General features: G+C 39.9%; 16 protein-coding genes. 7 read left to right on the forward strand and 9 right to left on the reverse strand.

All coding sequences use genetic code 11. The features are described from left to right. The first annotated feature begins 100 nt into the window (after window positions 1–100). On the forward strand, window positions 101–1603 hold the full coding sequence (locus IF202_RS04460) for a carboxypeptidase M32 (RefSeq protein WP_191593649.1): 1503 nt from the start codon (window positions 101–103) through the stop codon (window positions 1601–1603). Window positions 1604–1734: 131 nt separating this feature from the next. On the opposite strand, the gene IF202_RS04465 is transcribed toward IF202_RS04460, so the two are convergent. Beyond that, window positions 1735–3858: an ArsR/SmtB family transcription factor gene (locus tag IF202_RS04465; RefSeq protein WP_191593650.1), complete on the reverse strand. Its 2124-nt coding sequence runs from the start codon at window positions 3856–3858 to the stop codon at window positions 1735–1737. A 2-nt stretch (window positions 3859–3860) separates the two neighbouring features. Further along, window positions 3861–5057, reverse strand: a complete 1197-nt coding sequence (locus IF202_RS04470) for an ATP-binding protein (protein ID WP_191593651.1) — start codon at window positions 5055–5057, stop codon at window positions 3861–3863. Between the two features lie 173 nt (window positions 5058–5230). Between IF202_RS04470 and IF202_RS04475 the strand changes: the two genes are divergently transcribed. Beyond that, window positions 5231–6175 carry a DMT family transporter gene (locus IF202_RS04475; RefSeq protein ID WP_206705355.1) on the forward strand — a complete coding sequence of 315 codons (945 nt, stop codon included), beginning with the start codon at window positions 5231–5233 and terminating at the stop codon, window positions 6173–6175. An 88-nt stretch (window positions 6176–6263) separates the two neighbouring features. On the opposite strand, the gene IF202_RS04480 is transcribed toward IF202_RS04475, so the two are convergent. Beyond that, window positions 6264–7391 carry a zinc-binding dehydrogenase gene (locus tag IF202_RS04480; RefSeq protein ID WP_191593653.1) on the reverse strand — a complete coding sequence of 376 codons (1128 nt, stop codon included), beginning with the start codon at window positions 7389–7391 and terminating at the stop codon, window positions 6264–6266. 243 nt (window positions 7392–7634) lie between these two features. Here IF202_RS04480 and IF202_RS04485 point away from each other — a divergent pair, with 243 nt between their 5' ends. Then, window positions 7635–8540: a LysR family transcriptional regulator gene (locus IF202_RS04485; protein ID WP_191593654.1), complete on the forward strand. Its 906-nt coding sequence runs from the start codon at window positions 7635–7637 to the stop codon at window positions 8538–8540. 107 nt (window positions 8541–8647) lie between these two features. Here IF202_RS04485 and IF202_RS04490 read toward each other — a convergent pair whose 3' ends face one another. From IF202_RS04490 to IF202_RS04505, 4 genes are all read right to left on the reverse strand, one after another. Further along, window positions 8648–9520: an MYG1 family protein gene (locus IF202_RS04490; protein WP_191593655.1), complete on the reverse strand. Its 873-nt coding sequence runs from the start codon at window positions 9518–9520 to the stop codon at window positions 8648–8650. 286 nt (window positions 9521–9806) lie between these two features. Beyond that, the gene (locus tag IF202_RS04495; protein WP_191593656.1) at window positions 9807–10583 is read right to left on the reverse strand and encodes a 2OG-Fe(II) oxygenase family protein; all 777 of its coding nucleotides are present in this window, start codon (window positions 10581–10583) and stop codon (window positions 9807–9809) included. After that, window positions 10564–10968 (reverse strand): VOC family protein, encoded by a 405-nt coding sequence (locus IF202_RS04500; RefSeq protein ID WP_191593657.1) that lies wholly within the window; start codon window positions 10966–10968, stop codon window positions 10564–10566. The genes IF202_RS04495 and IF202_RS04500 overlap by 20 nt, the downstream gene beginning before the upstream one ends. 189 nt (window positions 10969–11157) lie before the next feature. Beyond that, complete coding sequence (locus IF202_RS04505; protein WP_191593658.1) at window positions 11158–11448, reverse strand: putative quinol monooxygenase; 291 nt, start codon at window positions 11446–11448, stop codon at window positions 11158–11160. Window positions 11449–11823: 375 nt separating this feature from the next. On the opposite strand from IF202_RS04505, the gene IF202_RS04510 reads away from it, so the two are divergent. Then, window positions 11824–12228 carry a DUF1801 domain-containing protein gene (locus IF202_RS04510; RefSeq protein WP_191593659.1) on the forward strand — a complete coding sequence of 135 codons (405 nt, stop codon included), beginning with the start codon at window positions 11824–11826 and terminating at the stop codon, window positions 12226–12228. 185 nt (window positions 12229–12413) lie between these two features. Here IF202_RS04510 and IF202_RS04515 read toward each other — a convergent pair whose 3' ends face one another. After that, a complete protein-coding gene (locus tag IF202_RS04515; RefSeq protein WP_191593660.1) occupies window positions 12414–13418 on the reverse strand; it encodes a GGDEF domain-containing protein in 1005 nt (334 codons plus the stop codon). Window positions 13419–13647: 229 nt separating this feature from the next. Between IF202_RS04515 and IF202_RS04520 the strand changes: the two genes are divergently transcribed. Then, window positions 13648–14733, forward strand: coding sequence for a linear amide C-N hydrolase (locus IF202_RS04520; protein ID WP_191593661.1), 1086 nt, complete (start codon window positions 13648–13650; stop codon window positions 14731–14733). 118 nt (window positions 14734–14851) lie between these two features. Here the strand turns inward: IF202_RS04520 and IF202_RS04525 are convergent, their stop codons facing one another. Beyond that, entirely contained in the window at window positions 14852–15658 is an 807-nt protein-coding gene (locus tag IF202_RS04525) for a M48 family metallopeptidase (protein ID WP_191593662.1), read from the reverse strand. A gap of 376 nt (window positions 15659–16034) precedes the next feature. Between IF202_RS04525 and IF202_RS04530 the strand changes: the two genes are divergently transcribed. Further along, a complete protein-coding gene (locus IF202_RS04530) occupies window positions 16035–17843 on the forward strand; it encodes a NirA family protein (protein ID WP_191593663.1) in 1809 nt (602 codons plus the stop codon). 31 nt (window positions 17844–17874) lie between these two features. After that, on the forward strand, window positions 17875–19632 hold the full coding sequence (locus IF202_RS04535; protein WP_191593664.1) for a diflavin oxidoreductase: 1758 nt from the start codon (window positions 17875–17877) through the stop codon (window positions 19630–19632). The last annotated feature ends 247 nt before the right edge of the window (window positions 19633–19879 follow it).

Genomic DNA, 19879 nt, shown 5'->3' on the forward strand with positions numbered 1-19879 from the left:
AATACGTCACTGTTCTCATTTCTCACTATGTAATAAGATGTTCGTAATTTAAAAATACACGAGCAACAAGCCGACTCTTGAACAAGCAGAGAACCAGATTATGTCAAACTATGACCAACTTATTTCCCATTACCAAACCATCAATCACTTCAACCACGCTCAATCTATGTTGGGTTGGGACGCTGCTGCGAATATGCCAACAGGTGGTAGTGATGCACGCTCTCAAGCTATGGCGGAATTGTCTGTGCATGTTCACCGTTTATCGACTCAGCCACAACTTGGCGAGTGGTTTAACAATGCTGAAAACGAATTGTTAAACGCAGAACAAACGCCGTTAATCACAGAAAAAAAGGCCAGCTTGCGAGAAATGAAACGCCAGTGGCAACAAGCCACTTTGGTGCCAGAAGACTTGGTACAAGCGCAATCCATCGCGGGCTCCAAATGCGAACACGCTTGGCGATCACAACGTCAAGAAAACGATTGGACAGGCTTCGAGAAAAACTGGAAAGACGTCGTCGCCTTATCTCGTGAAGAAGCCGCCATTCGTGGCGAAGCATTAGGCTTGACGGCTTATGACGCCATGCTCGACAAATTTGAACCAGGCACGACGACGGCGTCCCTTGATACGTTATTTTCAGATGTGAAAACATGGCTACCAGAGCTGATTGAAAAAGCACTCGCAAAGCAACAATCTGAATCTATCATCATGCCATCGGGCACTTACCCAACCGCAGCGCAAAAGTCACTGGGGTTAGAAATTATGAAGCTGCTAAAGTTCGATTTCGACCATGGCCGATTAGATCAAAGTGTTCACCCATTTTGTGGCGGCGTACCATCCGATGTGCGAATCACCACGCGTTATGACGAAAGCGACTTTGTACAAGCGTTAATGGGCATCGTTCACGAAACAGGCCACGCTCGTTACGAACAAGGTTTACCGAAAGCCTTTGCTGGTTTGCCAGTAGGGGAAGCGCGCTCCATGGGAATCCATGAATCCCAATCCCTATTCTTTGAGATGCAAATTGGCCGCAGCAAAGACTTCATCACACACTTGTCACGCCTTTCTGCCGATGCTTTTAACGCATACAAAGACCCAGTATTCACGGAAGAAAATCTCTACAAACTCTACACACGCGTAGACAAAGGCTTTATCCGAGTCGACGCCGACGAACTGACTTACCCAGCGCACGTCATCATGCGTTATGAAATAGAACGCGACCTGATCAACGGTGTCATCGAACACACAGACGTACCAGAAATTTGGGATGAGAAAATGAAAGCGTCTCTTGGCATCACAACCAAAGGCAACTACAAAAACGGCTGCATGCAAGACATCCACTGGACAGACGGAAGTTTTGGCTATTTTCCTTCTTACACACTGGGCGCCATGTATGCGGCTCAATACAAAGCCACCATGACCAACACCGTCAACATAGAAGCGGCCATTCAAAGCGGCGACCTAAGCCCAATTTTCCAATGGCTCAACGACAACATCTGGTCACAAGCTTCGCTCCACACTACAGACGAACTCGTCAAACGCGTCACAGGTGAAGTGCTTAATGCAGAACACTTTAGAAAACACCTAGAAGCGCGTTATTTGTAGTTTAATCGTATTTTGAATAGCCGATTTGTTCCCTCCCTTTTCTTCAAGGGGAGGGTTAGGGAGGGGTTGTCACGAACGGTTCCTTTCTCTTTCAAGGGTAGGGAACCGTTCGTTTTGTCCTCAGCTATAAATTACTCATTTAACGCTTTTTCGCTCAAAATGAAACTGCGAATTTCTTTAGGAAAAATAAGTAATGAACTTGGATCGTTCGTTGCAAGGTAAGCTGAAATAGCCTCTGTTTCTTTAATTATAGATTTGAATTTTTCATTTTCATAAATATGAAACTTAGCTGACTCTAAAAAAATCTTCGATTTTTGAATACAGCAATATACGATAAGCTGAATCATGTGTGTTATTTTATAGTTCTTGGACTCTATCAATGCTTTTAAACCAACTTCAATATCTTCTTTTGAGTACTGGTCAGAATTAATGAATAACCTAGGTATTATTGATGATATATAGTCCACTTCATTAGTTTTATCTACAAGTTGAATTAATAGTTCTATTTGTTGTGTCTTTTCTTCCCACCTTTCAAAAAGAAGGCCAGTAGACCCTTTTACTATATGAGTGATTAATTGATCTCTTTTATCAAGTGTGAAAACTATCGTATCCAAGGTTAGTTTTATGTCATGTAAGCAAGCAATAGCGATGTGAGGAAAGCTGAATAAGTTCAATTGATCGAAACTCTGAAATAATTGTTTTGATGTTACGGTTTTTTCTTTTTTTCTTAAGGTATATAAAAATATTAAAGTTGTAGAAACGAAATTTTCTTCACTTGGTAATGAGGAAAAAAGTTTTTTTAATAAAGACAATTGAGTTGTTTTTGCACTAAAAAAATTCAAAAGGAGTTCACTGAATTTTTGTGAAAACATTGCCTTCTCCTCTTTGTTGAACTGATAAAACTGCTCAATGATTTTATGTGTTTCTTGATAATTTTCTTTCTTAAACTCTCTTTCGAAATCTTTCAATGCCACCGTGACGTGAGGGCTAGTGGTAGTGTTATTAATGGCAGAATTGATAAGGTCTTCCGTTAAAAATTTGATGCCTAAGAGGTCGATTTTTTCATTACTTTGAATCTGCTTTAGTTCTGTTGTGGTATAAAAATGACGAATCAAATCAATCGCTAATTTAATAGGCGCTCCACGGTTGTCTTTTACACTTAAAACCATACGAAGTAATGGTTCAGCGATTTCGTAATAGGATTGACGGCCGTATTGTGTGGATTCCACAAATCCAGACGCTTTTAATTTTTTCAACTGACTGGATGCCGTTTGTGGGCTGATGTGATTCTTCTTGGCTAATGTTTGTACGGTTACTGCGCCCGATTCACGACATAAACACATGATTAATTTACGTTGCTGAGCGGATATATCTAACATTTTTGCTTGATAATAGGGCGTCAGTTCGTCCAGCATTTTCATCATGGGTTCAGTAAATTCATTTAGTGTATCGGCTTGAATAAACTGAGAAAATAACACATAAATTCTTGGACTTCCGCCTGCTAAATGATGTAAAGCTCGAATTCGTGCTTGGCCTTCTTCTGTGTTTAATACTTCTATCAATGCTTCGTTTTTATCGCGTTTGGCGATGTTGAGCAGTAATTGGATAGCGTCTTTTAGAGTGAATTTTTCTAAATGCGTGACGGTGAAAAAACCGTAGAAAGGCTTACTACGAGAAGTCACACTAGCAAACAAGGATTGTGTTGCTGCGGCAATGGTGACCTTTCCTGTGTTTTGAATAAAAGCTCTTAGTTTCTCTTGGTCATCCGTTCCAAGGCCATCGAAAATAAGGTTTAAATTTTCCGCCAATATGACTAATACCTTATTAACCAATAAATTCTCTATTAACTTTTCAGCTTGATATTCTGCATCGGTTAAACCCAGTTCATATAAAACATCAATGGTGCTGAGGTCGATGCTGTTTTCGTCATTTTCTAAATTACGCAAAATTTGTATTAATAAATCTAGGTAAGAAGAGATTCCCCATTCTTCCTCGCGTAACCAAGTTAATAGCATAGTCTTTTTGAGTACGTGATCTTGTTTAAGCTTGTGGTACAGCATGGAGATAAGATGCGTTTTCCCCATTCCTCTTGGGCCAACAATCAAGGAAAAATGCTTACTATTTTCTAATACGCTGCTTTTGTGTTTGTTATAAAGAGAGGTCAGTAATGCATCACGCTTCACAAACATAGCCTGTAAGGTTTCTGGCGCTAATATACTAGGAGTATAAAGTGGAATGTTATTGTGTATTTGCATAATTATTTCCTGTGGATACGCCACCATTGTTTGATTAATGAGAAAGAAAAATTATAAGTGTTATTTTCGGAGTCTTTCGTTAAATAATGATCCGCCGCGAGTAACCTTAATGCTTCTAGCAGAAAGTTCTTAGTGTCTAGATAATCCATAAGTGTTTGATTGTTTGTCACAGTAGGTGATAGGAGTAATAGGTTGTTAAGCTTTTCATAATCTAAACCTTGTTCTTCTTGAGCCAAGATATCCAAAATCACTTGGTAAAATTGATACTGCTCACCGTAATACTCTTGTAGTCTTTCGTCATAATGACGCAAGTGCCATGGATCATTGGCATCCACAAAAGCATCTTGGATCATCGGCTCGATATTCTGAGTGGCAATATTGTCACCTTTATTTAGAAATGCATTAATCATGTGATGAATATAAAAAGGAACATTATCGACTGCTTGGGAGAGTGCTTTGGCGAAGTCTTCTTCCACAGCAACAAGGTTTTCACCCTCTAACAATTGGTTAGTTAACTCAATGGAATGTTCCAATTTTAAAGGAGACAAGTTTATTGTTTGCATATCATTAGTCGGCTCATTGGCTAATGACGCTGCTTTTAAATCTTGCAACACATGATGTAAACCAATTGACCCCGTGAATATCATTCGAACACGACTGTGGTTTTGACGCGCTAATCTCAAGTTGTCGAGTAAATTAGCTGCAGCAGTATTTCCTTCGTTTTTTATGATTTTTTGTAGCATCCATGGGAATTCGTCCCAAATTAATAATAGTTTTCTGTCTTCGGCTTCGTAGATATTTGCTAATTTTTTTATCATGTCTTCAAGAACAAATATCCAATCTGGGTCTGCTTTTTTAGCTACGGTGACCCCGAAAAATTTTGAATCAGATAACTCGTTTCTTACTTTCTTAAGAAGCTCGATCCCTTTTGTTGTCATAGCCTGATGTGAGGATAAGTCATCAACGAGACGTGTAACAAACTCTTTAATAGTTGAAATACCTTCCACATCACGCAAAATAACGGTGATGCTTTCTCGTGGTTCTTCCTTCATTTTTCGGATGATGCTTGTTTTTCCGATACGGCGTTCTGACGTTAAAATAACGCTTTGCTGTTCAATAATTCGCCACATGTTATTAATGAATGCATCGCGCCCAATGACTTGTTCAGGTGCAATATTGCCTCCCGCATTTACTTTCATGATATTCACTCCTTTGTTATCAATGAATAGAATAATACACCAAAAACGACGTACGTCAATTTCGACGGTAATTAATCTAAGTGCACATTTATTTTGAGGGGCACTCAAGATAGGTACATCTAAAACTCAATAAAAAACAAAGCTGGTATTAAAAAAATCAAACAAGTGGCAGCTTGTCGGTTACACTCTCTCTTTATGTATGCGGTAATAATGCTAATTGGATCAATCATATGGCTCAAAACTACACACCTACTTTTAAAAACTGGCTTTCTCTGCTGTTACTCATTCTGCTGTGGGGGACGTCATTTATGTTTACTGCCGTCTCACTGGAAAGCTTTAGCCCTGTGGCGATAGTCTCTCTCAGAGTCTTGATTGCCGCGATTATTCTCACTGTCTTTATGTATGCCAAGGGTTGGCGTTTGCCTGTGGAGCCATTGGCTTGGGCGATATTTTTGCTGTTGGGTGTTATGGGGAATTTGTTGCCATTTTTTCTGATCTCCACAGGTCAGAAGGATATTAGCTCGGGCATTACGGGATTGTTGATGGCATTTATGCCGCTGGCGACCATGATTTTGGCGCATTATTTTGTGGTAGGGGAAAGCCTTAATCGCTTTAAGATCTTCGGTTTTGTATTAGGTATTACTGGCGTGGTGGTTGTGCTTTGGCCGTCGTTAGTAGGCGCTCACAGTAACTTACTGAGTGGTCTATTGATTTTATTCGCCACGTTTAGTTATGCGATAAATGCCATTTTGGTGAGGCGATTGCCTTCCTATAATCCCGTTGTCAAAGCGGCTGGTATGATGATTATTTCCAGCATCGTGATCGTGCCATTGTGGTTGTGGCACGATTTACCTTGGCAACAAAGTTATTCTTTAAAAGCTACGTTATCCTTGTTGTGGCTAGGTATCGGCCCAACTGCGTTTGGCACCATTCTGTTATTTGCCGTTATCGCCACGGCAGGCCCTACGTTTCTTTCGTACATTAATTACATGATTCCTATTGTGGCGTATTTTACTGGCGTGCTGCTTTTGGGTGAAGCCTTTGAATGGCAAAGCCTAGCGGCGATGTTATTAATAATCTTGGGGATAGCACTAACGCGAAAGCGGGTTGCTGATTAAATACAGCAACCAAGATAGATATCTTAAAGAGGTCAGATCCTTAAAAATTGTTTAAGGAATCTGACCTCTTTGTACTCTATCTACGTTATTACTTCTGAGGTGTAATTAGATATTTTTCACCGGTTGCTTGTTTAGAATAGCCCGCGATAGATTGCAGTTGTAACGCTTCTGCTAATGACACTTCGTGTGTGTAGTGGCTTGCAAAGGTCGTTGTGATTTCTTCTGCAACACGTTTGCGCATCGCTACGACGGTTTCTGTGCCTAACTTACCCAATGCATTGAATAATAAGAATCCATTAACCGCCCAAGCAAAACCGAAGTCACGATTTAGGGTGATAGGGCCACGGTTTAATGCGCCATAGATGTAAACTTGTTTGAAAGTATCAGAGCCATAAATGGTGTGTTCTTTCATATCTCGTGCTGCAGCCACTTCCATACAGTTAAGAATATCGCTGGTTAGTTGTCCGCCACCAATTGGATCAAAGGCTATCGTTGCACCGGTTTCAATAATCGCGGCGGTTAAGTCGGCAAGAAAAGAGTCACTGCTTGAGTTAACAACATATTTTGCACCCATGTCGCGTAATAGTTTTTCCTGCTCTGGTTTACGCACTATGTTAATTAAATCAACACCATCAGCAATACAAACTCGGTTTAGCATTTGTCCAAGGTTAGACGCCGCTGCAGCATGAATAATGGCTTTGTGGCCTTCTGCGCGCATTGTTGCCACCATTGTCAGTGCGGTAAGCGGGTTAACAAATGAAGAGGCACCTTGTTTAGCGGTCGTACCTTCTTTTAATGGTAAGCAGCTTTGTACATTGGCACAGTGATATTGACGATAAGTGCCACCACCAATAACGGCGACGGTTTTGCCCATTAACGCTTGTGCAGCAGGCGATGAGCCAGCCGCTACCACGGTTCCTGCACCTTCATTACCCACTGGCGTTGCTTTACCAACACGAGTTTTAAGGGATGGCATCGCTTGAACGGGTACATCCGCTGTGATGATTGGGTTTTCTTGAGTGCCTGATTGTGTTGCTGTAGACATGTCAGCCGCACTGAATAGAACACCTAAGTCAGATGGATTTAATGGTGCCGCTTCAATGCGAATGATGACTTCATCGGCACCCGGTTGTGGCATGTCGATGTGTTGTAGAGCCAGTGTTAATGTGTTGTCTTCATTGATTGTTGAAGTAAGTTGGATGTTTGTGTCTGTCATTTGGGTATTCTCCTGCAAATGATTAAATTTTGAATCAACGACGCTGTGGTATTGATTATGGTGTTGGTTATGTTTTGCTTATCAGAATAATTCTAGTCTTAGTGCTTTATCGCTAAGCGTTTACGTTAAGGGCATTATTACTGGTTTTAATTTGCTTATATATAGAGGTAAAAGCGAATCACTATTGCTATTATGACAACAATGAGGCGATGATAATCCGATATTTGTTTAGTGGAGAAATGAGTGGATCAACTACGAGCAATGCGGTATTTCAGTAAAGTTGTCGAAACGGGCAGTTTTACTAAAGCCGCGCGTATGTTTAATGTGCCGCCATCTTCCTTGTCGAGACGGGTTGCCGATTTAGAAAAGAGTTTGGGAGCGACCTTATTAAAGCGTTCGACCCGAGTGGTTAAGCTGACGGAAGTAGGCCAAATTTACTATAACGACGTACAGCAAATATTAAATCAACTGTCGCAAAGCAATGAGCATGTCCGTAGTTACCAAACAACACCAATGGGGCGTTTACGGATCAGTTCGATGGTAGGGTTTGGTGAAAAAATATTGCTGCCTTTGTTGGATGAATTAAGTGCCTTGTACCCTGAAATTGTATTAGATGTCAGCCTAAGCGATGAGTTATTAACACTTGGACGTGATGATGTTGATATTGCTATTCGCGGTGGCTATGCGCCCAATGAACGTGTGTTAGCGATAAGGCTGATGGATAACGGTTTTGTTCCTGTCGCGTCACCCAGTTATTTAGAAAAATACGGTATGCCTACTCATGCGATGGAATTAAAGCACTGTAGTGGCCTTTATTTTAGAACGCCCACTGGGCCAACGCCGTGGTTATGCAAAGTAGATGAGCAATGGCATGATGTTTCAGGGCCTGCGGTCGCTATTTCAAATAATGGACCGTGGCTTGCCAAAAAAGCGTGTAATGGAGAGGGCATTTTAATGTCAACGCGATGGGCGCTGGCGTCTTATCTTGAGTCTGGGATGTTACAAGAACTTAAATTTGAACATGAGTTAGCGATCACTCAACATTCCGAGATGGCTGTTTATTTGTTGTATCAAAAACAGCGTTACTTAGTACCAAAAGTAAAAGCAGCTGTCGATTTTCTAGTTGAAAGAATACGGCAGAATAGCTAAAGAGCACCTAGTAAAAGTATATTAAGTCCCTTGTCACAAGGTCACTCTAACAATATAAAAAAGACCGATGCTATGAAAAGAGCATCGGTCTTTTTTATTAGAGAGTTTTAATAATCCAACGCCATTTTTGCCATTTGCATTGTACTTTCAAACGACGCACAACCTGCGATAAACACGCCGTTGTGACAGAACATAGCATCGTCTAAACCCGTTACGTCTTGTAGTTCTTTATCAGACAATCCTGCCCACGGAGCGGGTAGTTTTTTACGGTCTTCAAACGAGCCGAGTTCGACTGGCACGGTTTGTATGCGCCATTTTCCTTGTGATGGGTAAACCATGAACAAGGCGTCTTTCGATAATCTAAGCACGGTGGTTTTCCAAGGTGTGTATTGTTCTAACACGATGACTCTTGGATCTTCGGCTTTTTCGATGGCACTGGCTACGATGGTTTTTGCGTTTACACCACCACTCGCCGCGGCAATGAACCGAGTTAATAGGCGTGATGCATAGGCAACGGCTTCATCAAAGCAGGCATCAAAATCACCTTCTTCTTGCCATGTAGGATTAAACATTGAGATAGTTTGGCTCAGGCTAATACCCGTTTGTACGCCTTCTACGTGTCCGCAATCTATTGCGTCGATAGTAGACACTAAATTCTTGTCTAATGAATTAGCGACTTCTTGATTGCCTGCGCATATTTCTAGGCCGTATTTTTGCCAAATTAACCCAAATGATGAAAACGGGATGCCATTTTCGCGTGCGCCTGCACCGCCTTTTTGGTGATGATCAAAGCGGCCTTTTTCTGCGTCGTATATTCCGCCTACGTCTAACACAATGTCGGCTTTGGCCATTACGTCTAAATCACGTGTGCGTATTAATTCTACAGACGGAAAAATGTGTTTAAGTGCTGCTACGGCAAATACATCGTCTGCATGAAAATTGCCATTGTGTGTTGCAATTACTTTAACTTGTTCGGTCATTCTATAGTCTCTTCTATTGATATCATGTCACTTAACAGCACACACGTACTAAAAATAGAGATTTTACTGGGTTTTAATGATGGGTGACACCGTTCATTTTAGAAAGGCTAAGATCACCATTCGTAAAGGCCAATAAGAATAGCAGGCTTTGGGCTTCTCTGAATTTACCAGACAATAATAGTTCAGGAATATGTTAGGGATATTTCACATCATTACGCTAACAGTTAGTGTTCTGCTCTTCTCAAATACGGAGCAACCCAGTTGTTCTCTAAATTAGATTCGCAAGCTATAAACTGAATAATATATCAGTTCGAATAATGTACTTGATTCCACTAGAGATTTTTTGTGAGGCATGTAGGCAATGTAATGGATGCGAACCATGAGGGAAGCACAACATGCCGCCAGCAGGTGTACGAATACCCTTTAATTGAGCATTTTTAGGTGTTTTAGCTGGCTGAGTTGGGTCATCTTTATTCACTAAAAACTGTGTTTCACCATCGACGAAGTCATCACTTAAAAAAATCAAACAAGTATATAAGCTATAACGATCACCAAAAGCATCAGTAACCACGTTGCCATCAATGATACGGCTACCTGGCCATGCTCCATCCGTATGAATACCGAAAAAATCTTCTGGCTCATAACGATAAAAACGAAAGCGTTGGTTTAACCCTAATCCAACTTTATCTAAAAAATAAGGGGTACTTATGTTAAAAAATGGCGCAACGCGCTTCCAAATAGAACGTTCCGTCGTATTGTCTGTGATCCAATTAAGGTTCATGTTATGACGGATATGATGGCCAAGAGACACCGCCGCGTCTTCTGTATATCCCATGTTTTCAGCTGCGCGAATGATGGTGTCACATTCGTCTTTGCTAAAAACATTTAATAATTGAAAAGCACCTGGTACGTCAGTAACGTCCAAATGCTCTATCTGTTGTACTGAGTGTTCTTCTAGCTGTAATGGGTTTTCAACATGGCTACCCCACAATGGTAAATTCGTTGACGTACTACCTGATTCGTAGTCAGCAATGTAAAAAGGATTATTTGTTGAGGTTGTCATTGTTAGGAATCGCCTGTATTTCAATAATAAGGTTTTCTGGGGCACGTACAAAAATTTGTTTCACTGGTGAATTAGGAACATTGTTTATATTGTAACGCAGACCCATTTGAGCAATTTTCTGCATTACTTCATCGTAGTTATCACTAAAAAAGCTAACATGATGGACAATATTAGGCACAAAACAGTTTTCTAAGTTGTGTGCTTCAATATCTGATTGCTGAGGAAAAATATGAATAACATCTTTATCACCGGCAAACAAAAAGTACCCAGAAAAGGAAAAATTGGGTCTAGTTTTTACTTCTAAATCCAGAAGTTCAATAAGGAAGTCTTTTATTTTTTCCGGTTCTTTTGCGCTCAATGAGAGGTGATCGAAACGAATATTCATTCTTATTTCCTGAGTAAGTGTGTGGTGGTTGTGTTTACTCGCATTCTTAGGAAAGTCTAGATACTGCAAAATAAAGGCATAAAAAATAAGAAGAGTGGGTTGATCGAGAAATGATCAACCCACTGGGTCGCTTTTACATCTATAAAGAACATCTATCAAAAAAACAGTCTGGTCTTTACGTATAAAACATTAACCAATTTTAGTCATTTCGCTCAAAGTGAACTCAGCAACAGCACCATCAGTCGCTGCCATGTAGTCAGCTAAATGAGTGTTGCTCATGTGTGTTTGCCAAAGGTCACGTGTTTCCCAGTTTTCATAAAATGTGAAATGCGCTGGATTCTCGTTATCTTGGTGTAGATCGTAATTCATACAACCTTTCTCCGCACGAGTAATATCAATTAGCTTTACTAGCTCGTTTTTTACTAATTCAATCTTGTCTGGATTTGCTAGAATGTTTGCAACAATAGTTAATGCAGCCATGTTCGTTTCCTTTATTTAGTTGAATGTTGTCTTAGTCATAATTAACTGAAGTGAATAATAAATCTTTAATTCATGTTTTTAAATGTGGTAATTATTGATTAATTATCAAATTTAATTTGATAATGTAATTGTTGAAGCTTTTCAAGCTGCTCTAAAGCTAGCTGTCGTATTTTTACTGCTGCGATTGCCAGTTTATATGTGCCAACGGTAACAGCGAGTGCTGTCTTGAATTACCTCAAATTTCTTTTTTTAATTTCTAAAGTTAATGCTTAAATTTTAGCCATAAATGGCTAAATGTTTATAACGATAAAAGGATAGCATTATGACTCGAGAAACAATGCGGTATTCTATGTGCTTTAAAGTAGGGGGTACGAGATGGATTTAAGTATTAAGAATAAGTTTGAGACTTACCCTAAGCACATTGCAGAGCGACTCAATGCAGTTCGCGACTTGATTTATAGTGTGGCTGAGCAGGATGGTATTTCTGATTTAACAGAGACTTTGAAATGGGGCGAGCCGAGTTATATTTCAAAAATAGGCAGTGCTATTAGATTTGACTGGAAAGCGAAAAATCCCGATCAGTACGGTATTTATTTCAACTGTAAAACCTCATTAATCGAAACTTTTAAAGAGGTTCATGGCGATACGTTTGTCTATGAAGGGAATAGAGCGATTATCTTTCAAATAGACCAGGCTTTACCCGCTAAAGAATTGGCTCACTGCATCTCTATGGCGCTGCGCTATAAAAAAATAAAACATCTAGACTTACTTGGTGCTTAAATTGAAAAGGCTAAGCGGCTTAGGTTAATTGGGAAGTATTTATAATCAGCTGTGACGCTTTAGTGAACAAGAAAAAGCGTTGATATCGCTGTGTTGACTAAGTTTCAACCTACAATGAGAGCTTAAAAAGTACAGCTTACGCCCCCAAGTTATAAGCTGATTGTTTTTTATCCTTTTGATAATGATTACGAATAATCGCTGATCACTTGGTTCCTGCCTTGAAATTTAGCTTCGTACATTTTTTGATCCACTAAGTTGAACATGGTTTCTAGCCCTTGACCTTCCTTATAAGCGGTAACACCAAGACTAGCAGTGATGCTTATTTCATTACCTCTGCTTATAACGTGATTGTTCTGAATGGCTAAGCGAATGTTCTCTGCAATATCAACACACTCTTTTTCTGACTGATAAGTTGTACATAAAACACAAAATTCTTCTCCACCATAGCGAAAAACATCAGTGCTATTGGCTGTTTTTGTTATGCATTCTACAGTGGATTTCAAAACATCATCGCCTACATCATGACCATATTCATCATTCACTTTTTTAAAGTAATCAATATCGATCAAAATAGTAAAGAAATTCGCTTTCTTTTCAATTAGTTCATTGCATCTATTTTTAAACGCTAATCGGTTTTTTGCGCCAGTTACTATGTCTGTGTTTGCTAACAAATACAGCGTCTTTTCTTTTTTCTGGCGATTGTTTTCATAAAGATGTGATACAACCCAAATCGATAGATAGCAGGAGATAAAATTAACTGAGCCACTTTGGTGCATAGAAAAAAGATCTTCTGTTCCTGTTTTTTGAAAAAAAATGGCATAGGCTCCACTTATAGATAAAAGTGAAAAGACGAAACCCATTTTAATACCAGTAAGAATATAGAAGATAACGGGCAAACAGAACACCCAGAAAAAAACACCCTTTAAAAAAGGTGCCTTTATAAGTGCAAATGAGATGACAATTAATAAACTGACTAAATAAAGATAAACTTGCCAATTTTTATGTTTTTTCTTTGAGGCCACAATGGCTATATAAAATGAAGCTATAAAAAAAAGTATTTCAACAAAAGCGAGAATGTAGAATTTGTTAATAAATAAATTTAAATAAATAACACTTAATACAATGATACCTAAGGCACTTGCTAGTCCAGATAATACCTTGCCCTGAAGCTCTGAATTTTCTTGATACATTGCTTGTTTTTACCTTAAAAATGATACTGCTGATTTTCTCTTCAATATACTCAAGTTGTTGATAAGTATGAGAGCGGCTTATATCAATAAGAGTCTAATTGTTTTGTATTTAGGATTGTATAAAAAAACAAATGTCTTACGTAATGAAACTTAAATTAACTTAAGTTTACAATTTGAAGGGTGTATCTTGAGTGAAATTTTAACTTTCTTCTTATAAAAAGGATTTTTTATGTGTACTCGTATTCTAAACAGTCTTAATCCAGATCATATTGTCACGTCTAGGAATATGGACTGGAATTGTCCTGTAGAGTCTTATCTGTATTATTTCCCAAAAGGAAGTACACGGATAGGTTTATCAAATATAGAAAGGACTAGATTGGATTTTTCTAAGAGTGATGTATTGAATTGGAAGTCTATTTATAGCTCAATTACTCAAATGATCACATCTAGTGAGTATTTGAGTTCAGAAAAAAGATTCGCGTGTGCAGATGGGATGAATGATCAAGGATTAATGGTTAACGCTTTATATGATTCCGATTCAACATTTTCTGAAGCAAGCGATTTAAAGGGAAAAAAGGTTCTTAGTGCGTTGCGTTGGGTTCAATATATTTTGGACACATGCAGTAATGTTTCTGATGCGATCAATGCTTTTTCAACACAGGATATCCATATCGTTATCGAAAAAGTGCCTGATACATATTCTAAGCGAGATAGCTTATTCCATATATCTTTATCTGATGCATTAGGTAATTCAGGCATTATTGAGGTAAATGAAGGTAAGTTTGTTGTGTATGAAAATACGCAGTATGGCGTGGTTACTAACTCTCCGTGTTACGCAGCCCAAATTAAGATTATGGATTACTGGCTATTTCAATGGGATTTATTAGCAGATGTAAGAAATACAACGCCAACTTACAATGTACTAGGAGGAAACTCTTCGGTTTCACGCTTTGAACGAGCTTGTTTTTATCGTTATCTAAGTAACTCTAACCCTCAGAATGTAGTATCTCAAACCTATTCAATGGCTGTTTCATGTTCTACTCCAACAGGATTTGATCCTAAGAGTATCTCAGAGAGAAAAGAGGAGTTGCCGCCACCAACGACAATTTGGATAAACTTGGGAGATTCATCAAATAAGAGATACTATTTTCATAACATGTTTACAATGAGTTCACTGTGGTTAGAGCTTCCTTTAAAAAGTGATGTCTGTAAACGTGTTGCTTTAACTAATAGTGACGGCGAAGCTTTAACTGACATTGGTTATGGCGATTTGGAAACTGAATTACTGGTTTGTTCAGATCCACTAACTAAATAACCTGATGTAGAGTTAGATGTTAATTTTGGTCTAATTCTACATACCTAAATTTAAAGTCTATGAGAATTTATAGACATAAAAATTATGGTTTAAAGAAATGAGCCCTATAATGTAAGAATCAGTAACATTTTGCCTGTTTGTTTTGTGCCACTAAAGCTTCATATGTTTTAAGGTATGGAGGCATGCTTGATTCTAAATCATTGATACGTGTGGAATGAGAAGGGTGAGTCGATAATAGCTCAGGTGTTTTACTACTGCCTGCTGCGCTCATGTTACGCCATAATGCGGCACTTTCTCTAGGGTCAAACCCTGCTTTAGACATGTATTCCAATCCTAATAAATCCGCTTCGGATTCATGATAACGGCTAAAGGGTAAGATGATACCGACTTGTGCACCCACACCTAACGCTTGGAATACCAATACTTTTCCTGCCGATTCTTCACCGCTAAGCTGGTAACCAAGAGCCAGTGCTTGGCTGGCGAGCAGTTGTGTAGATACTCGTTCATTACCGTGTTTTGCTAGTACATGACCCACTTCGTGACCAACAACAGTAGCTAGTTGCGACTGGTTACTTGCGGTATTCAGTAGACCCGTATAAACCCCAATTTTATAACCAGGTAAAGCAAAGGCATTGACTTGTTCATCGTCAAATAAAACGACTTCCCATTGTTGATTACGGTATTCGTCTGGCAGTACGGAGATGATTCTATCTGCGACGCATTGAACTTGTTTTTTCTGCTTAGAATTAGATGAAATAAGAATTTCTTCTTTCATCGAACTAAAGGATTCAACGCCCATTTGATCCATTTGACTTTCAGGTAATAGGGCCAATTGTTTGCGACCACTTGGTGATGAGCTGCAGCCCACCACCATAACTAATGCCGCTGCCAGTGCCGCCTTGTAAGAAAAATTTATACACTTCATTTTTATAACCATCCTGAAAGCAATATATTGACTCTTTAACAAGGACTATTTTAGCAAAATTAACAACCAATGTACCTTCCTGTCTTGTTGTTGAATCGCACTTTAATTGCTCGAAAAGCCTGCCGAGTTTATTTTTCACGCTCTTGATTGGTGCGTTATTGGCTTATTAATTCAGATGTTACTTTTTAACCTGTTGTTTCAAAAGAAAATCTAGCGTTGGCAAGTCTTTTGCTTTTATAGGTGCAGTTCCCGCAACGACGCGGCCGTTCAATACTCAATCGTTACTTAAATACCATTCTATAAATATATTTTCCGCAATGGCGCGGCTGTCCAGTAATCCCTATTTACTATGATAAAGGAGGAAGCCTTCTTGCCTATGACTGCTGAAAACTCAAAAAATCATAAAGAAAATTCTGGCATTGATGCCTCTGCAATAATTGCTAGTACGAATGTAAGCCAGGTTACGCAAGGTTTCACTGCCGAACAAAAACGTTATATGGCGAATCTTCTTGTTGATCTTAATTTACATGTTGCACTAGGTGACGGACAAAATAACGCAGTAGAAGACATCGGTCCTGAAACATTTTGGGGTACGCCGGTAGAAGATCTTTGTAAAGAAGAAAAAGCCAAATACGAGCGTCACGTTTTAGATATTTGGGATGATATTTCTGCCCACAATCATAATAACCAAATGGCCGAAGGTATTAACAATTTCCTGTTTAGGCACCATGGTTTATTCAACGTTATGCCTGCACAAGAAGGGTATATGACTCGCTTACGTATTCCGGGTTGTAAGTTACGTGCCGATCAGCTTATTGGTTTAGGCGACATTGCGGACAACATTGCTGGTGGTTACGCCCACATAACCACACGTGGCAGTTTTCAAATGCGCGAAATTCCACCTAATAAAGTATTAGCTTTAAACGCCGCTTTGTATGACATTGGCCTGTCATGTAAGGGCACAGGGGCTGACAGTGCGCGGAACATCACGGCGACGCCAACCTCAGGTTTTGATACGGAAGAATTGATTGACCTCCATCAATACGCCATTGAGCTTAGCCACCGTATTTTAAACACCCGAGACCTACAAGGTATCCCAAGAAAATTCAATTTCGCCTTTGATAACTCAGGCACCATTTCAGTTGTTTCTGATACCAATGATGTGGGTTACCTAGCCGTTAAAGTGAAAGCCAATAACCAAAACGTGGAGCCAGGTTTATATTGCCGCATTATTTTTGGCGGCATTACAGGTCATGAAGATTTTGCCCGCGACACTGGATTTATTTGTCATCCAAAACACACTCCTGAAATTTCTGAAGCGATTCTTCGTGTTTTCTTAGAACACGGTGATAGAACCAATCGTAAAAAAGCCCGTTTTAAATATGTATTAGACAATCATGGTTTTGATTGGGTTTGTGAAAAAGTGCAAGAAAAATTAGATGCTTACGGTAATGGCGCGAAGCTGATTCCTTTGTCTAAAGAGTTTGATGAACCAAGAACAGCTATTAAGCGTCAAGGGCATATCGGTGTGCATTCACAATCGCAAGAAGGCCTTAATTACATTGGCGTTGCACTTAGGTTGGGGCGTATGTCGCCTGAGCAAATGCGAGGTGCTGGTCGTATCGCGCAGAAATACGGCAGTAGTGACCTACGCTTTACCGTTTGGCAGAACTTTCTTATTGCTGGTGTGCCTGATGTAAATGTTGAAGCAGCGATTAAAGAAATCGAAGCTCTTGGTATGAGTGTCGATGCGAACTCTTTCGCAGCAGGTGCCGTATCTTGTACAGGGCGTTGGGCTTGCAAGCTTGGCAATGCTTATACCAAGGAAGATGCCGGCAGCATTATTGACCACCTGCAAGCTCGTTTTGAATTGGATCAACCTATCAATATTCACCTTACTGGTTGTTCTAATTCTTGTGCACAACATTATATCGGTGACATTGGTTTGATAGGTGCGGCAGCGAAAGATGGCAGTGAAGGCTATAACGTCTTAGTTGGTGGTGGTTGTGATGATGACCAAGGTTTAGCGCGTTTGCTTTGTGGTCCTATTGCTTCACGCGATATCTGCATATTTTTAGAGCAGGTAGTGGGCAACTATTTAAATGGCCGCGAACAAGCTGAGAGCTTTTTAGCCTTTACCCGTCGTCATGATCAGCAGCAACTGAAAAATGTGTTGCTAGCATAAACAGAATAATAATTTACCATTTGGGGTTTGTATGAGTAATTCGATGATCACGCAGCTTTCCGCTGTTATTGAATCAAAAGCGAAAGATGGCAATACCGTTGTGGAGCTGCCTAATGATGCCCCATTTGATCCAGTACAACGAGAATGGCTAAATGGCCTTCTTACTGGTATCAGTACTATTGCAGCGGCCGCACAAGCAGGACCGAAAGAGAAAGAACCCGGTACACCCTTATCTATTTTCTACGGCTCACAATCTGGAAGCAGCGAAGTATTGTCTAAAGACTTAAAGAAGTTTGCGGCAACTCAAGGGTTTGATGCAAAAATAGAAGAGCTAGACTCTGTTGATTTAGCTTCTATGGCCGTTCTGAATCATGTGCTTATTATTTGTTCCACCTTTGGTGAAGGCGAACCACCTGATAATGCCAAAAAATTTTATGAAAACCTGCTTTCTAATGAGGCTCCTGCTTTGCCAGCGACCCTTAATTTTGCAGTATGTGGGTTGGGCGATTCCAGTTACACCTATTTTAATAAAGCCGCTGAAGATATTTATAGCCGTATGGCTGAGTTAGGCGCATCCCCTTGTAAGGCACTGTTGTGTTGTGATTTGGCTTTTGAAGATGACTATGCTGAGTGGAAAGGTGACGTGTTTCAAACTGAAGCATTTGTCTCTGCTGCGGGCGCCGCAGTAGCTGGTGCTGAAACAAATGAACAATACGTCCCTGCATTTGATAAAAATCACCCTTTCATTGCTAACTTGATTCAAGTTAAAGGCATGAGTGGCGATAAGTCCGCGAAGTGCGTTAATCATGTGGAGATTTCTTTGGCCGGTGGCGGTGTAGACCTTGATTATCAAGCGGGAGATGTTTTAGGTGTATGGCCATTAAACTGTCCAGAAGATGTTAATGCGATTCTAAATGCGAGTCCGTTTACGGGGTCGGAGATTGTTGAGTTGAAATCAGGACCAGCTTCTTTACGAGTATTGTTGCAAAGCAAAATGGACATACATACGGTCAATGGGAAGACGTTGGAAGCATGGGGAATAGACGCCACTCCTGATGACTACCAAGTACTTGATGTAATGTCTGACATAAAACCAGACATAGATGCGCAGACATTTTTAAACGGGTTACGTCCATTACAACCAAGATTGTATTCCATCGCTTCTAGTCCAAAGGCGCACCCAGGTGAGGTGCATTTGACGGTTGGCGAAGTGCGTTATGATTTGTTCAATAAACCACGTAAAGGGGTTGCCTCAACTTGGTTAGGAGAGCGTTTGCCTGCAGGTTCCAATGTCGGTGTTTATATTCAATCCTCCCTGCATTTTCATATACCAGACAATGACGATGCGCCTTTGATAATGATTGGCCCCGGAACAGGGGTCGCGCCTTTTAGAGCTTTTTTGGAAGAGCGTGAAACTCGCCAAGCCGCAGGGCCAAACTGGTTGTTCTTTGGCGACCAACACGAAGCGGAAGACTTCTTGTATCGTGACCAAATAAGTAAGTGGCAGGAAATGGGTGTGTTAACCAAAGCAAGCTTAGCTTGGTCAAGAGATACCGCGGCTAAGGTGTATGTTCAAACCTTGATTCGTGAACAAAACCAAGAGTTTTATGCATGGTTGGAACAGGGTGGATACATTTACATTTGTGGAGATGCATCTCGAATGGCGGCGGATGTCGATACAGCCATTCGTGACGTGATAAAAGAGCAAGGCAATTTAGATGATGAGGGTGTACAGGCTTATATGGATAAGCTTGTTGCTGAACACAGATATCAACGAGACGTGTATTAGCCTATTTCAACTAATTGGTTTGAAAAAGTATCAATGGTCTGACGTTTAAAAGGGTAAATAAAACTCCAGATAATAAGAACGTCATGTTCAGTAGAACCAAAAAGATCACTCATTATTTGGTGGTCTTTTTTTGTTTTTGAACTTTGTTTTGGCATAGGTTTGTTCGTATCTTGATATAGATCATGCGTAATGTTTTTTATCCTAGATGAGTCGAGTATACTTGCTTCTTTTCTCCCAACACCTGTGA

It is taken from the genome of Marinomonas colpomeniae (assembly GCF_014803385.1).
Classification (GTDB): domain Bacteria; phylum Pseudomonadota; class Gammaproteobacteria; order Pseudomonadales; family Marinomonadaceae; genus Marinomonas; species Marinomonas colpomeniae.

Coding starts and splice junctions, on each gene's coding strand:
- IF202_RS04465 (WP_191593650.1), bottom strand. CDS start 3,858: ATGCAAATACACAATAACATTCCACTTTATACTCCTAGTATATTAGCG.
- IF202_RS04490 (WP_191593655.1), bottom strand. CDS start 9,520: ATGACCGAACAAGTTAAAGTAATTGCAACACACAATGGCAATTTTCAT.
- IF202_RS04530 (WP_191593663.1), top strand. CDS start 16,035: ATGACTGCTGAAAACTCAAAAAATCATAAAGAAAATTCTGGCATTGAT.
- IF202_RS04480 (WP_191593653.1), bottom strand. CDS start 7,391: ATGACAGACACAAACATCCAACTTACTTCAACAATCAATGAAGACAAC.
- IF202_RS04505 (WP_191593658.1), bottom strand. CDS start 11,448: ATGGCTGCATTAACTATTGTTGCAAACATTCTAGCAAATCCAGACAAG.
- IF202_RS04515 (WP_191593660.1), bottom strand. CDS start 13,418: ATGTATCAAGAAAATTCAGAGCTTCAGGGCAAGGTATTATCTGGACTA.
- IF202_RS04535 (WP_191593664.1), top strand. CDS start 17,875: ATGAGTAATTCGATGATCACGCAGCTTTCCGCTGTTATTGAATCAAAA.
- IF202_RS04470 (WP_191593651.1), bottom strand. CDS start 5,057: ATGAAAGTAAATGCGGGAGGCAATATTGCACCTGAACAAGTCATTGGG.
- IF202_RS04520 (WP_191593661.1), top strand. CDS start 13,648: ATGTGTACTCGTATTCTAAACAGTCTTAATCCAGATCATATTGTCACG.
- IF202_RS04500 (WP_191593657.1), bottom strand. CDS start 10,968: ATGAATATTCGTTTCGATCACCTCTCATTGAGCGCAAAAGAACCGGAA.
- IF202_RS04460 (WP_191593649.1), top strand. CDS start 101: ATGTCAAACTATGACCAACTTATTTCCCATTACCAAACCATCAATCAC.
- IF202_RS04510 (WP_191593659.1), top strand. CDS start 11,824: ATGGATTTAAGTATTAAGAATAAGTTTGAGACTTACCCTAAGCACATT.
- IF202_RS04525 (WP_191593662.1), bottom strand. CDS start 15,658: ATGAAGTGTATAAATTTTTCTTACAAGGCGGCACTGGCAGCGGCATTA.
- IF202_RS04495 (WP_191593656.1), bottom strand. CDS start 10,583: ATGACAACCTCAACAAATAATCCTTTTTACATTGCTGACTACGAATCA.